General features: G+C 74.0%; 13 protein-coding genes. 8 read left to right on the top strand and 5 right to left on the bottom strand.

Annotated features, from left to right (window positions below; translation table 11 throughout):
- The first annotated feature begins 101 nt into the window (after positions 1 to 101).
- On the top strand, positions 102 to 494 hold the full coding sequence (locus H291_RS30100; protein WP_020015622.1) for an SHOCT domain-containing protein: 393 nt from the start codon (positions 102 to 104) through the stop codon (positions 492 to 494).
- Positions 495 to 696: 202 nt separating this feature from the next.
- Positions 697 to 1,164, top strand: coding sequence for a hypothetical protein (locus H291_RS0113935; RefSeq protein WP_033326903.1), 468 nt, complete (start codon positions 697 to 699; stop codon positions 1,162 to 1,164).
- A 126-nt stretch (positions 1,165 to 1,290) separates the two neighbouring features.
- On the opposite strand, the gene H291_RS0113930 is transcribed toward H291_RS0113935, so the two are convergent.
- From H291_RS0113930 to H291_RS30095, 5 genes are all read right to left on the bottom strand, one after another.
- Positions 1,291 to 3,321, bottom strand: coding sequence for a penicillin-binding transpeptidase domain-containing protein (locus H291_RS0113930; RefSeq protein WP_020015620.1), 2,031 nt, complete (start codon positions 3,319 to 3,321; stop codon positions 1,291 to 1,293).
- 260 nt (positions 3,322 to 3,581) lie between these two features.
- On the bottom strand, positions 3,582 to 3,767 hold the full coding sequence (locus H291_RS33795; RefSeq protein WP_157237025.1) for a hypothetical protein: 186 nt from the start codon (positions 3,765 to 3,767) through the stop codon (positions 3,582 to 3,584).
- Positions 3,768 to 3,887: 120 nt separating this feature from the next.
- On the bottom strand, positions 3,888 to 5,183 hold the full coding sequence (locus tag H291_RS0113920; RefSeq protein ID WP_020015618.1) for an RNA polymerase sigma factor: 1,296 nt from the start codon (positions 5,181 to 5,183) through the stop codon (positions 3,888 to 3,890).
- Complete coding sequence (locus H291_RS0113915) at positions 5,171 to 5,542, bottom strand: YciI family protein (protein ID WP_020015617.1); 372 nt, start codon at positions 5,540 to 5,542, stop codon at positions 5,171 to 5,173. Before H291_RS0113915 ends, H291_RS0113920 begins: the two co-directional genes overlap by 13 nt.
- Before the next feature lie 162 nt (positions 5,543 to 5,704).
- Positions 5,705 to 6,373, bottom strand: a complete 669-nt coding sequence (locus H291_RS30095; RefSeq protein ID WP_020015616.1) for a hypothetical protein — start codon at positions 6,371 to 6,373, stop codon at positions 5,705 to 5,707.
- A 373-nt stretch (positions 6,374 to 6,746) separates the two neighbouring features.
- Here H291_RS30095 and H291_RS0113905 point away from each other — a divergent pair, with 373 nt between their 5' ends.
- From H291_RS0113905 to H291_RS0113880, 6 genes are all read left to right on the top strand, one after another.
- Positions 6,747 to 6,956: a hypothetical protein gene (locus H291_RS0113905; protein ID WP_020015615.1), complete on the top strand. Its 210-nt coding sequence runs from the start codon at positions 6,747 to 6,749 to the stop codon at positions 6,954 to 6,956.
- Between the two features lie 65 nt (positions 6,957 to 7,021).
- Positions 7,022 to 10,042, top strand: a complete 3,021-nt coding sequence (locus H291_RS0113900; protein WP_232216066.1) for a helix-turn-helix transcriptional regulator — start codon at positions 7,022 to 7,024, stop codon at positions 10,040 to 10,042.
- A 90-nt stretch (positions 10,043 to 10,132) separates the two neighbouring features.
- Complete coding sequence (locus H291_RS0113895) at positions 10,133 to 12,331, top strand: SpoIIE family protein phosphatase (protein ID WP_084468137.1); 2,199 nt, start codon at positions 10,133 to 10,135, stop codon at positions 12,329 to 12,331.
- Between the two features lie 72 nt (positions 12,332 to 12,403).
- Complete coding sequence (locus H291_RS0113890; RefSeq protein ID WP_020015612.1) at positions 12,404 to 13,429, top strand: sigma-70 family RNA polymerase sigma factor; 1,026 nt, start codon at positions 12,404 to 12,406, stop codon at positions 13,427 to 13,429.
- Positions 13,430 to 13,453: 24 nt separating this feature from the next.
- A complete protein-coding gene (locus H291_RS32600) occupies positions 13,454 to 13,915 on the top strand; it encodes a universal stress protein (protein ID WP_160158951.1) in 462 nt (153 codons plus the stop codon).
- A complete protein-coding gene (locus tag H291_RS0113880) occupies positions 13,912 to 14,433 on the top strand; it encodes a fluoride efflux transporter FluC (protein WP_020015610.1) in 522 nt (173 codons plus the stop codon). The genes H291_RS32600 and H291_RS0113880 overlap by 4 nt, the downstream gene beginning before the upstream one ends.
- Positions 14,434 to 14,437 lie beyond the last annotated feature (4 nt).

The following is a 14,437-nucleotide window of genomic DNA, read 5'->3' as shown; positions in this document are numbered from 1 at the left end:
GTAGCGCGGCAGGTACGCCGGGCTGACGCCCTTCGGGGCGGACGGCGGCAGCCTGGTGGTGTGGCCGGAACGACCGGCCGAACCGACTGCTGGAGGTCGACATGCTCACCGCGACGACGGAGGTCCTCGCCAACGGGCCGCACTACGGCTGGGGCGGACCCGGCCCGTTCTTCTTCATCTTCCCGCTGCTGTGGTTCCTGCTGTTCGCGACGGTGGTCTTCCTGATCGCGCGGCGCGCCCGGCGGGGCGCACGCGGCGGCTGGGGCGGACCGTGGGCCGCGCACGCGGCCTCGGGCACCGACCCCGTGACGCTGCTCGGCACCCGGTTCGCGCGCGGCGAGATCGACGAGGCCGAGTACCGGTCCCGGCTCGCCGTGCTCCGGTCCGTCGGTCCGACGCCGCCCGCGGCGTCCGCGCCGCCGGCCGCCCCTGGCGGCGCCGCGCCGCAGGACCAGCCGCCGGCCGACCAGCCGCCGGCGGACGGCCCGCGCTGACCGCTGACCCACGATGCCGGGCGTCCGGACCACTGCGGTGGCCCGGGCGCCCGGCTCGTGCGGCGGGCGCGGCCCGAACCGGACGGGAGCGTCCGGGTGAGAGAGCCGACGATTGGCCCTCGGTCGCGGGCGTGCCGCTAGACTCGCGGGCGAGTGCGGCCGAACCGCACTTTCTGACCCGATGACGTGAGGGAAGTAGATCGTGAGCACCAGTAAGAACTGGGCGGCCGTGGCCGTGGTCGCCAGCGCGCTCCTGCTGTCCGGATGCGGGGCCCTCGAGGACATGGCCAATGACTTCACGCCCTCCAGCGGAGAGGTGGAGCAGGTCGCGCCGTCCCCCGTGGCAGAGGCCCCGATCAGCACCGGCGAGCTCAACCTCGTCGAGACGTGCAACCAGTTCTTCGCCGGTCCGCTCGTGTCGAACGTCCAGAATTCGGCCAAGTTCGTCGCAGCGCCGCTGGACGAGGCGAAGACCGGCAGGGTCACCGAGATCAGCAGCAGCATCGGCCAGATCATCGGCCAGGCGGACGAGGTCAGCATCGCCCACCTCGAGGCCGTGCGCGCGCCCTTCGACCAGGCGCTGGACGGCTCCATAGCCCGGCCCAAGGCGATCGCCGGCGCGCTCGAGGCGTACAAGACCACGTGCCAGGACGGCGGCTTCAAGGGCTGACCGCCCGCCGAGCCCGCTTCCGCGGCAGCCCCGGGGCTATCCCCTCGGCGCAGCAGAAGAGCGCCTGCCCGCCACCCCGGCCGTCACCGGGGCGCCGGGCAGGCGCTCTTCTGCTGCGCTCCGGGCTCAGTTCCCCTTGAGGAACTCGTGCATCACCGGGCCCGCCGTCGTCGAACCGAGCTCGCCCTCCTCGATGAACACGACCGCCGCGAGGTCGTCGGCGACCGCGAGCATCCAGACGTGGGCCTTGGAGCCGTCGCCGAACTGGGCGGTACCCGTCTTGGCACCGATGATCCCGGGGATGTCCTGCAGCACCGTGGCCGAACCCTCCTCGACCACGCCGCCCATGAGGTCGCGCAGCGTGGCCGCCTCGTCCTCGGTCAGGTCGCCCGCCGGCTTCGCCTCGGCATCCTTGCCCGTCGGCTCGACGAGCCACGGCGAGACCGTGTGGCCCGCGGAGACGCTTGCCGCGACGGTCGCCATCGCGAGCGGGGTGGCCAGCACCTGGCCCTGCCCGATCATCGACGCTGCGTGCTCCGTGCCGGACGCCTCGGTCGGCACGTCGCCGAACCCGGCGGACCCGCCGAACGGCACCGTGTGGTCGGCACCGAGGCCGAGCGCCGCGGCGGCGTCGTGCAGCTGCTGCTGCGAGATCGCGTCGTGCTGCGAGATGAAGGCCGTGTTGCAGGAGTTCGCGAACACGGTGCGGAACGGCACGGCGTCGCCCATCGCGGACTGCGGGTAGCCGGGCACGTTCTTGAACTCGCGGCCCTCGACGTTGATCGTGGCGGTACACGGCAGCGTCGAGTCCGGCGTCGTCCCGGCGCGGAGCATCGCGAGCGACGTCGCGATCTTGAACGTGGAGCCCGGCGGGTACTGCCCCAGCGTCGCCGTGTTGAACCCCTCGGAACCAGGGCCCGACGCCGCCGCGAGCACCGCGCCGGTCGAGGGCTTGATCGCGACGATCGCGGTCGCCAGGTCGCCGAAGTCCTCCAGCACCGACTGGGCGCGCAGCTGCGTCGCCGGGTCGAGCGAGATGGCCACCGGCTCGCCGTCCTGCTTCTCGATCGTGAAGGCCTCACGACTCTCGCCGCCCTCACCGCCCTCGGCCGGCTCGATGGTCACGGCCAGGCCGGGCACCCCGCGCAGCTGCTCGTCGTACGCGGCCTGCACGCCGGAGAGGCCCACCATGTCGCCGGCCTTGATCGTGCCCTTCGACTCCTTGACGATCTCCTCGGTCGCCTCGCCGACCGTGCCGAGCACGGCCCGGGCGAAGTCGCGGTCGCGGGCGAGGGGGATCTCGTCCGGGATGCCGACCACGCCGTTGATCGCCATGGCGGCCTCGAAGTCGTACTCCGGGTCGTTGTCGCGGATCGTGATGACGTCGATGAACGCCTTCGCGCCCGCGGACTGCACCTGCGCGGCGATGTCGTCGGTGGTCGACTGGTCGAAGTCGAGCACCTCGCCGAGCTGCGCGGCGGCCGTCTCCCAGCCCGGGCGGGTCTTGTCGATGCCCACGCGGTGCACGGGGGTGAGCCCCACGATGGTCTCGCCGCTCGTCGTCACGATGTCGCCGCGCACGGGCTCGGTGCGCTCGACGGCGAGCCGCTCGCCCGCCTCCAGGCCCGGCGCCAGCACGCCGAGGTCCCAGGCGGCCTCCCACTCCCCGGCCTCGCCGTCGGCCGGACCGGGGTAGGTGAGCTGCGCGACCGTCTCGTACTCCCAGGCCTCCTCGCTGGCCACGGGCCAGGTCCACGTGAAGGTCGCGGTGGCCGTCGCGGTCCCGCCGTCGCCCTCCTCCAGCGGGGTGACGCTCTTGAGCGCCACGGTCCCGGCGTCCTCGCCGACGGCAGCCACGAGCTGCTCGAACACGGCTGCGTACTGCTCGTCGGGAGACGCGGAGGTGTCCATCGTCAGGGGGAAGTCCGCGGGCGTACCGGCCTGGAGCGCGGCCGCGAGCTCCTCGGCGGCGGGCTCCGGGTCGGGGATCGGCGGCGGGCGCAGCAGGAACCAGGCGCCGACGCCGGCGCCGAGCAGGACGAGCACCACGGCGACGATGATCAGCGCGCGGCGTCCGTTGCGCCGGGGCGGGTCGCCGGCCGGCTGACCGCCGGCCCCGGGGACCACGGGCGGCGGCGGGCCGGGCACGTTCTGCACGGGTACGTATCGGCCCGGCATCGTGTCGCCGGACGGCGGACCGGGCGGGGGCGGCGGCGGACCGCCGGCCGGCGGCACCGTGTCGTACCCACCTGGCGGGGGCGGAACTGGCGCATGACCGTCCGCGGGCAGATGGGGTGACTGGTGTCCGCTCATGCCAAGGAGCCTAAGGGCCTGGTCATGATCGCTCAGTGTAAATTCCAGGGTGAAATGAGGCAGGGCCGCCGAACCCCCTGGATCTGCGGCCCCGCCGTCCTGCGTCACGCGTCCTGGTACCGCCAGCGGTCGCGGGGGCGCGTGGCGAGCTTGAGGTAGGAGATCGTCGGTGCGGGCCGTCCGCCCGCGCGGATCCTGTGCTCGCGCCGGTTCAGGAGCTCCATGCGTCGCAGGTCACGCTCGATCGCGGCAACGTCCTTGCCGGTGATCATCGCTGTGCTGGTCGTCATGGTCTGTCCCCGTTCTCCGGCCCCCTCGTCCGGGCGCCCTCGTGGAACAAGGACGGACCGGGAGCCCGTTTCGTTGGTAGGGAGGGGCGGACCCGGTTTTCGGGACCACCATCGCCCACCTCACCCGGTCGCGACGCTCCGGTCGGCCAGGAAGGCCCGCACGGCCGGGTCCGTCGTGAGCGACCGGGACTTGTCGTAGGCGGCCCGGGCTTCGTCGCCCGCGCCCAGCGCGGCGAGGAGGTGCGCGCGGGTCGCCCACAGCGGCTGGAACCGGCCCGACGCCGGGTCCGCCGCAGCGATCTCGTCCAGCGCGGCCAGTCCGGCCCGGGCGCCGTCGACCCGTGCGACCACGGCGGCGAGAGCCACCCGGCCGCCGAGCGTCGGAGCCACCCGGAGCAGCGCGCGGTGCAGGGTGACGAGCGCGGGCCAGTCGGTGCGGCCGGTGCGTGCCCGGGCGCAGTGCACGGACTGGATGGCGGCCTCGAGACGGAACCGTCCGGGCGGGTCGGAAGGGTCGGGCGGCCCGGCGCCCGGGTCGGCGTGCGCGTCGCGGAGGCCGGCCGGCCCGGCCAGCGCGCGGCGCAGCAGCGCCTCGCCGCGCTCGATCAGGGCGGTGTCCCAGCGGCCGACGTCCTGCTCGTCGAGCGGCACGAGCACGCCGTCGGTTTCGCGGGCGTCCGCGCGGGCCAGGGAGAAGCAGAGCAGTGCGGCCAGGCCGAGCACCTCGGGCTCGGGCAGCAGGTCGGCCAGCAGCAGCGCCAGGGTGAGTGCGTCGCCGGTGAGCGATCCGCGCACCTCCGGCGCGGCGCCGCGCCAGTCGATGGCGTACGCGCCGTACACCGCCTCCAGCACGGGCGGCAGCCGCGCGGGCACCTCCGGGCGGGCGGGAATCCGGAACGGGATACGCGCGTCCCGGATGCGGCGCTTGGCGCGGACCAGGCGCTGAGCCATGGTCGGCGCGGGGACGGCGAACGCCGCCGCGATGTCGGCGGCCTCGACGCCGAGCACGGTCTGCAGCATGAGCGGGGTGCGGATACCAGCCTCGATCGCGGGGTGCGCGCAGACGAACATGAGCTCCAGGCGGCGGTCCCCGATCCGGTCGGGGTCGGCCTCCTCGGGCGGGACCGCGGGCTCGGGCCCCGTGCCGGGCGGCACGCTGGTGCGGTAGGCGGCGGAGCGGTAGACGTCGCGCAGCCGGTTGCGGGCCACGGTGAGCAGCCAGCCGTCCGGGTTGTCCGGCACGCCGTCTGCGGGCCAGTGCGTGAGGGCGCGCTCGAAGGCCTCGGCGAGGGCGTCCTCCGCGCGCTGGATGTCGCCGTCGCGGGCCGCGAGCAGGGCCAGCAGGCGGCCGTACGAGGCGCGGGCCGCCGCGTCTGCGGCGGCCCGCGCCCGCGTCCGGTCGGTCAGCGGGTCCACGCGCCGTTCTCGAAGTGGGTGGCGCTCGGCCGCACCTCGACGGTGCCCCACTGGACCGACGGCGCCTTCTGCGCCCAGACGAGCGCGGCGTCGAGGTCGGGCACGTCGACGACGAACGTGCCGCCGAGCTGCTCCTTCGTGTCGGCGAACGGTCCGTCCTGGACGCGCAGCTCGCCGTCGCGCACGGCCACCGTGGTGGTGGACGACGACGGCTGCAGCACCTCCGCCGAGAGCAGCACACCCGCCTGGTCGAGCGCCGTGGCGTAGGCCTGGAACTCACGCTCGCCCTCTTCCCAGCCCCCGGGCCCGAGCTCCTCCGGCGTCATCTCCGGGTAGTGCAGCAGGATCGTGTATCGCATGGTTCTGTCCTCCGGTCGGAACTGTCTGACACGGTGGTGACGATCCGGCGACGGTCCGATCGACAGGTCCCGTCAACAGGTTCCGCGGGACCCTCCGGACACGACTCGGGTCGGGGCGCCCCCTGGTGCGCCCCGACCCGGTTCCCCCTGTCCGGCCAGGTGTCAGGCGGTTGTCGGAGCCGCCTTGACCACCGGGCCCCACGCCAGCGGGTCGAGCGTGCGGGCATCGTCGTCCGCGTTCCCGGCCCAGCGGCGCGCATCGGCGACAGTTGCCGCGAGCAGGTCGCGGAGCCGCGCGTCGACGTCGGGCACGAAGGCCTCCGAGATGCCCTGCACCGCCGTGGAGACCACGCTGGGTGCGGCGTCGCGCACGAACCGCTTGGGCCGCACGCTGGTTCCGGCGCAGAACCGCTCGGCCCAGGCCGCCGTCTTCGGCACGGCCGCGAGCGCGTCCTTGCTCTCCGGTGCGAGGGTCCCGGCCGGCCGGTCCTCCAGGACGTCGAGCATGCGCTCGGACCCGAGGACGGCGACGGCGAGCGTCTGCTGCCGGTCCGCGGGCGAGACCGGGAGCGCCGTCTGCGCGGCGCGCAGCGCGATGCGCACGTCCCAGCGCGGGTCGGTGCTGGTCAGGCCGATCACCGACGGGATGAGCGGCGCGAGCTGGGGCCGCGCGTGGTCCGCCGTGAGGTCGTTCACCGCGCGCGCCAGCATGGCGATGAGCGGGTGCGTGCAGGCTGGATGGTCGCTCCACTTCTCGCCTGCGAGGAAGGAGGCGAGCTCCATGAAGCACGCGCCCTTCTTGGGGTTGCGGTGCTTCCCACGACCCAGCATTGGCAAGATGTCGTACGTTCCAGCTTCGGTTCCGGTCACGATCCACCCCCGAATTGGGTCCGCTGCTACTTCCAGTGTGCGTCTGCTGTGACGTAGATCGCAATAGTGGGGCTGTGAACACCCTGAATCTCGCCCGCCAAGTGTCCCGCCGGGCGGCCCGGGCGGCATCTCGGGCGCGAAACAGTGCCCCTGACCTGGGCTCTGAGGTACCTAAGGCACCTCAGACCGGTGGCGGGGTACCTCAGACCCGGGTCTGAGGTACCCCGCCACCCAGGACTGCCCGACCTCCCGATCCGGGCCCCCGGACCTCAGGACGAGTGTCTTCCTCATCAGCCGGACGGGCACACGGCCCGCCGGGGACGCAGGAGGAATCATGTCGCTGTGGGGACCCGCGATCGACGCGGAGATCGAGTACCGCCAGGAGCGGGCCAGGAGCGCCTGGCACGCGAAGCGGCCGAGCGCGGCGGACCGCGCCGCCCGGCAGGAGAAGCGCGCCGCCCGCGCCAACCGCACGGAGCAGATCAGGGCGGGCATCGCGGGCATGCGCCCAGCGCCCGCCGCACGGCGCGGCCTGTTCGCGTGACCGCGATGGAGGCCGGAAAAGGGGAGGTCAGGGGGATTGTCAGTGACCGGTGGCACGATGTGCAGGTGCGAAGGTCCACGGCAATCCCCCTGGTCTCCCGGCAGGAGCAGGTCGCCTCTCTCCTGCTGGCGGTAGGGCGTGCCTCGGCCGGCCGGCCGGGCCTCGTGCTCGTCGCCGGCGACGCCGGCGTCGGCAAGACACGGCTGATCGGTCACGTCGCCCAGGCGGCGGAGCAGGCGGGGGCCAGCGCCGTCGTCGTGCACTGCGTGGACCTGGGCCAGGTGGGCATCCCCTACCTCCCGTTCACCGACGCCCTGACCCAGCTGCAGGCGGGGGCCGCGGGGCCCGACGCCGCCGCGCGGGTCACCGAGCTGGTCGCGGAGCGCCCCGCGCTGTGGCGGCTCCTGGAGCCCGGCGGGGGCGGCGACGCCGACCACGACGAGCGGCTCCAGCTCTTCGAGGGGATCGCCCGCAGCCTCGCGGTCGCCGGCGCGCCCGAGCGCCCGCTCGTGCTCGTCGTCGAGGACGCGCACTGGGCCGACGCGTCGACGCGCGACGTGCTGCGGTTCCTCGCGGCCCGCGCCCGGTCCGAGAACGTCCTGCTCGTGGTGACCTACCGGGCGGACGACGTCGACCGCCGCCACCCCCTGCGCCCGTTGCTCGCCGAGCTGTCCCGGCTGGAGCACGTGGAGCGCATCGACCTGGAGCCCTTCACCGAGGACGAGCTGCGCGAGTTCACGACCGCCCTGGCGGGGACGCCCCTGCCGGCCGCCGGGTTCGCCGACGTGCTGGACCGGTCCGAGGGCAACGCCTTCTTCGCGGAAGAGCTCCTGGACGCCGGCCCGGACTCGGCCAGCCTGCCCTGGACGCTCACCGAGGTGCTCCGCACCCGGCTCGAACGGCTGGACCCCGAGGTGCAGCAGGTGCTGCGCATCGCGTCGGTCGCCGGACGCCGGGTGAGCGAGGAGCTGCTGCGCGCCGCGGCCGCCCGCTGGGGCGCGCACGACGTCGACGCCGCACTGCGCGAGGCCGTGACCCAGCAGGTCCTCGTCGTGTCCGGCGTCCACCTGGAGTTCCGCCACGCCCTGCTGGCCGAGGCCCTGTACGCCGACCTGCTGCCGGGCGAGCGCTCGTCGGTGCACCGCGCCTACCTCGCGGTGATCGAGCAGGACGGACCCGACGGCATGCCGATCGGCAGCGCCGCCGAGCGCGCCCACCACGCCTACGAGGGCCACGACCTGCCCGCGGCGCTGTCCGCATCGCGTGACGCCGCGCTGCGGGCCCGCCGGCTGCTCGCCCCCGAGGAGGAGCTGCGGCACTGGGAGCAGGTGCTGGCCCTCTGGGAGTCCGTGCCCGACGCCGAGGAGCGGCTCGGCCGCGACCGCGTCGACGTCGCGCTCTCGGCGGGCGAGGCCGCGGCGCGCGCCGGCGACCCGATGCGGGCCGTGAAGCTCACCGAGCGCGCCGTCGAGGGCGTCACCGACCCGCTGCGCCGGGCCGGTCTGCGGCACGTACTCGTGCACCGGTACCTCGACCTGCCCACGTGGGACGAGGTGCCGGGCCAGGTCGAGGCCGCGATCGAGGACCTCCGCGCGGCGCTGGAGATGCTCCCCGAGCGCAGCCCGGACCGGATCTGGACCAACGCGCTGCTCGCCCGGGTCACGATGATCATCGACCTGGACGACGACGCCCGCGGCCACGCCCAGTGCGCGATCGAGGAGGCGCGGGCCGTCGGCCAGCCCGGCGCACTCGCCGCCGCCCTGTCGACACTCGCCGTGCTCGACGTGGCCGACCCCGACCGGGCGGCGACCCTCCTCGACGAGGCCCGGACGGCGGCCACTGAGGCCGGCGACGTGCTCACGGAGATGCGCACGCTCTACAACGCCACGGCCAACCGCTTCTACGCGGGCGAGCTGGAGGCCGCCGAGCAGCGGGTGCAGCACGCGCTCGCGCGCGCCGAGGAGCTCGGCCTGGCCTGGAGCACACCCACCGTCTACCTGCGCATCCTGCAGGAGGTCATGCTCTACTTCCGCGGCGACCTGACGCCCCGGACCTCCGGCGGTGTGCCCGCCACGCACCGGCACGTGCTGGAGGCCACCCGCATGTACGCGGCCGTGGCCCGCGGCGACTCCGACGCCATCGCGCGCGGCGAGGCCCTCTTCGACCACTGGCAGAGCGACGGCCAGATCGCCTTGATCGGCGGCGGGAGCCTGGTCGACGCCCTGACCTGGGCCGGCCGGTACGACGACGCCGCGGCCCTGGCCGTGCGCATCACCGACCACCTCGGCGAGGTGTGGACCGAGGTGTTCCTCGGCCGCATCTGGCTGTCCGCCCTCGCGATCGCGGCCCTGGCCGACGCCGCGGAGGCCGACCGGTCCGCGGGCCGGGCGGGCGCCCCGGGCTCGGCGGCCGCCACGGCGGTCGAGGAGCGGGCCGCGACCCGGCTGGACAGCGGCGACTCCCTCCTCGCCGTCGCCCGGCAGACGGCGCAGCGCGGCCGCCCGCGCGGCGGCGTGCTCGGGCCGGAGGGGCGGGCCTGGCTGCAGCGCGCGGCCGCCGAGAACGCCCGGCTGCACGCCGTGGTGGGCAGCACCGCCGGCGCCGGGAGCGGCGAGCGGCCGTCCGGTGACCTGTGGCGGGAGGCCGCCGAGAGCTGGCAGGAGACGGTCAACGCGTTCGGCTTCGGGTACCGCTACGAGGTCGCCCGCTCGCGCTACCGCTGGGCCGAGGCCCTGCTCGGCGCCGGCGAGCGGCAGGCCGCCGAGGTCGAGGCGGCCGAGGCCCTCTCCGAGGCAGAGGACATGGGCGCCAGGCCCCTGGCCGACGCCGTCCGCGCGCTCGCCCGGCGCGCGCGGCTCGACCTGCCGGGGGTGCGCCGCGCGACGGCGTCGACCCTCACCGAACGGGAGGAGGAGGTGCTCGGGCTGGTGGCGCAAGGGCTGTCCAACCGGCAGATCGGCGAGCGCCTGTTCATCTCGACCAAGACGGTGAGCGTGCACGTCTCCAACCTGCTGGCCAAGCTCGGCGCCTCGGGTCGCGCGGAGGCGGTGAGCCTCGCTCACCAGCGCGGTCTGCTCGAGGTATGACCGTGGCGCGGCAGGCTACCCGCCTGACGCAAAAGGGACACATCCGGTACATCTGTCGCGCACGCGTCCTTCTCTCGCAATACTGATGAGATGCCGACGGACCTCCAGGCGCTGCGAGACCTAGAGCACGTCGGTCTCGGTGCACCCACTGCGGATGAGGCCTTTGACCGGTTTGCCCGCCTGGTTCGGCGGCATCTTCGGGTCCCCGCCTCCGTCGTCTACTTCGTGGTTCCCGACGGCCAGGTCCTCGCGGGAGCGTCCGGGGTCCCGGAGCCGATGCAGTCCGACCGGCTGCTGCAGCACCCGGGCACGCTCACCAACGTCATCACGGCGCGCGGCGAGCCGGTCGTGACGTCGGACGCCCGGCACGATCCGACACTCCGCGACAACTACCTGGTGCGCGAGATGGGCCTGGTCGCCCTCGCCGGCTACCCGGTGTTCGACCTGCGTGGGCGCGCGGTCGGGGCGCTGTGCGCCGTCGTCGACGAGCCGCGCGAGTGGTCGCAGGACGACCTGGACTCCCTCGCGGACCTCGCGGCGTCCTGCACCGCCGAGCTGCGCCTGCGCGCCGAGCGGGAGCGGGCGCGCCGCATCCAGGAGACCGCCGTCCGGGCGAACCGCCGCAGCCGGTTCCTGCTCTCGCTGAGCGAGGCCTTCGCCAACGCGAACACGATGGACCAGGTCGAAGAGGTCATCGTGGAGGTTGGTACGGCCGGCATCGGCGCGCGGTACTGCGCGTTCGCGCTGGCCGACGCCGACGGGCGCGGCATCACCTACCGGTCGCTCGTGCACGCCGAGCCGCAGTTCCCGCAGCGGCTCCGCCAGACCAAGCTCGACGAGCAGCGGCCCCTGGCCGAAGCGGCGCGAACCGGCAGGCCCCTGTTCTTCCGGACCGGCGAGGAGATGTTCTCGGCGTTCCCGGGGAAGGAGGAGCTCTGCGACCCGGACGTCGGCGCCCGCGCGTACCTGCCGGTGGTGACCGCGGGCGAAGTCGTCGCCGTCATCATGCTGGCCTGGGAGCGCGACCGCGGGCCCGACCAGGACTCCTACGCGCTCCAGACGGGGCTGGCCCACTACACCGGCCACGCCCTGGAGCGCGCACGGCTCCTGGAGGAGCGGCGCGAGTCGGCCAAGACCCTGCAGCGGGCGATGCTCAGCCGCCTGCCCGAGGTGCCGCACCTCGACATGGCGGCCACCTACTCCCCGGCCACGCGCTCCGACCAGATCGGCGGCGACTGGTACGACGCCGTGGCCGTGGACGACGACGCGACCATGTTCATGATCGGCGACGTGACCGGGCACGACATGCGGGCCGCGGCCAAGATGGGCCAGCTGCGTTCGCTGCTGCGCGCGTTCGCGTGGAGCCACGACGAGTCGCCGTCGGCCCTGCTGTCGCTGCTCGACAAGGCCAACTCCGGGCTGGGGCTGCTCGCCAGCGGGACCGCCGTGGTGGCTCGCCTGGAGCGGGTCGCCGGTGCGTACCAGCTCACGTGGTCCACCGCCGGGCACCCCCCGCCGCTCGTGCTCCGCGAGGACGGCACGGTCGAGCGCCTCTCGGTGCTGCCCGACATGATGCTCGGCGTGCGGCCCACCTCGAAGCGCACCGACCACGTCACCACGCTGCGCCCCGGCGACACCCTCCTGCTCTACACGGACGGGCTCGCCGAGCAGCGCGGCACCACGCCCGACCAGTGGCTCAACCGCCTGCAGAAGACGCTCGGCGCGCTCGGCGACACGGCCACGGCCGCGCTGCCGGTGACCCTCGTGCGCCGCCTCGCGTCGGACGACCAGCGGGACGACGTCGCCGTGCTCGCCGTCCGCGTCCGGGCGGCGGCGCCGTCGGGCCCGCCGTCCCCCGGGCGCCCCGCCACGGCGGAGCGCAAGCTCGCCCCGTCGTTGCTCGACGTCGGTCCGGCGCGCATCTGGGTGGACGACGTGCTGGAGAGCTGCGGCGTGCCGATGCCGCTGCGGCGCACGGTCATGCTGTTGACGTCGGAGGTGCTGACCAACGCCGTCGACCACGGGCAGGCGCCGTTCACGGCCACCGTCGAGGTGGACCTGGACCGGCTGCGGGTGGGCGTGCGCGACTCCTCGACCGTGCAGCCCGAGCTGCGCGATCCGACCGTCACCGAGTTCGGCGGGCGCGGCGTGCAGTTCCTCGAACGTCTCGCGTCCCGCTGGGGCGTGGACCGGCACGGCGGGCCGGCGCGGCCCACCCATCGGAACGGACCCGCGCGCGAGGGCCGCCGGACGGGCAAGACGGTGTGGTTCGAGCTCGACCTGGGGTGAACTTCGGGTGAGGCCTTCGGCCAGGGTCGAATCCAGCGGAGCGTGTCAGTGGCTCCGCGTACGGTGTGATCTATGGCACAGACAGCGTCACATCCCAAGCAGAGCACCGGTGAGGACCTGGCCGGGGCCGAGCTCTCGGCACAGCTCGAGGTGTACCGCCGCGAGCTGACCGGATACTGCTACCGCCTGCTGGGCGGCACCTTCGACGCCGACGACGCGGTGCAGGAGACCCTCCTGCGCGCGTGGCGCTCGTACGACCGGTTCGAGGGTCGCTCCTCGCTCCGCACCTGGCTGTACCGCATCGCCACCAACGTGTGCTTCGACCAGCTCGGTTCGAGCCGCGCCAAGCGGGAGCGCCCCATGGGGCTCGGCGCCGCCGCCGACCCCGTCGAGGAGAGCCTCACGATGGTGCTCCCCGAGTACGCGTGGGTCGAGCCGGTGCCCACCGAGCACGTGCTCCCCGGTGCGAGCGACCCGGCGGACACCGCCGTCGCGCGGGAGTCCGTGCGGCTCGCGTTCGTCGCGGCGCTCCAGCACCTGCCGGCCAAGCAGCGCGCCGTCCTGATCCTGCGCGAGGTGCTGCGCTGGCCGGCCGCCGAGGTCGCCACGCTGCTCGACACCTCGGTGGCGTCGGTGAACAGCGCGCTCCAGCGGGCCCGGGCCACGCTGGCGGAGAAGTCGCCGGACCGGTCCGGCACCTCGGAGCTGCCGGAGCACGCCGCCTCCGCCGACGAGTCGGAGCTGCTGGAGCGGTACGTCGCGGCGTTCGAGCGCTACGACATGACCGCGCTGGCCAACCTGCTCCGCGAGGACGCGGTGATGAACATGCCGCCGTACGCGATGTGGCTGGAGGGCATCGAGAACATCCAGGCGTGGATGACCGGGCCCGGCCACGGGTGCGAGGGTTCGCGCTGCGTGCCCATCCACGTCAACGGGACACCGGGGTTCGCGCAGTACCGCCAGGACCCCAAGGGCGGCCACTTCCCGTGGGGCATCGTGGTGCTGGAGAACGACGGCGCGCACATCACCGGCATCACCACCTTCATCGACACGGAGAAGTGGTTTCCCCGTTTCGGCCTGCCGGACCACCTCGACTGAGCAATTGGCAATACCCTCATCAGGGTGACTGTGCGATCCGTGGTGGTCGGCGTGGACCACAAGCACCCGGAGCTGGCTCGGCGGGCAGCGTCGCTCGTCCAGTCTCTGGGTGGAAGCCTGATCGAGCTCGTGTGCGTGTGGGTCGACGAGACAGCGGTCTCTGACTCACGGGGATTCACCGTGTCGGTGGACCCCGACATCGCCGTGTCCTCGGACGCCTACGGGGCCGACGTCCTGGCGGGGCTGAACCGGGCGATGGCCGACGTCGGCCTGCCGTGGTCGGCCCTGCGCGGGGCCGGTGACCCGGCGGTCGAGCTGGGCCGGGTGGCCGACGAGGTGGAGGCGGCGATGATCGTCGTCGGCGCCCACCGCCCGGGCCTGCGCGGCTGGACGACGAACCTGGTGGGCGGGACCGTCGCCGGGCGGCTCATCCACAACCAGTCCCGCCCCGTCGTGGTGCTCCCAGAGACGATGTCGGCCCCGTGAGCGATAGGTTCTTCACACACCTGTCGAGCAACGACGAGGGGAACCGCCGCGTGAAGAGTGCGCCGCACCGCGACTGGCGGTACGTGGGCCTCGTCGCGCTGGGCGGTGCGGGCGGATCGGTCGCCCGGTACCTGGTGAGCATGTGGGCCGGGATCCTGCTGACGCCCCTGACGATGGCGTTCCCGGGCGCGAGCGAGACGATCCTCTGGTTCCCGGTCGGGACGCTCGTCGTGAACCTCGTCGGCGCGTTCGCCCTGGGCTACCTCCTGGAGGCCCTCGCCCGGCGCGGCCGCGAGACGGTCCGGCGCCGCAAGATCCGCCTCGGGATCGGCACGGGCGTGCTCGGCGGGTTCACCACCTACTCCGCGCTCGCCCTCGAGGTCCAGCAGCTGCTCGGCCAGGGGATGCCGTGGCTCGCGCTGCTGTACGTGACGCTGACCCTCGCGGGCGGCACGGCGACATGCCTCAGCGGGATCGCGCTGGCGGCCCGCGCGGACCGACGCCGAAAGGGCAGGTGACACC

The organism is Promicromonospora sukumoe 327MFSha3.1 (assembly GCF_000385135.1).
GTDB lineage: Bacteria > Actinomycetota > Actinomycetes > Actinomycetales > Cellulomonadaceae > Promicromonospora > Promicromonospora sukumoe_B.
Note: the sequence above shows the minus strand (reverse complement) of the source record. Positions and strands in the feature narration are given on the sequence as shown.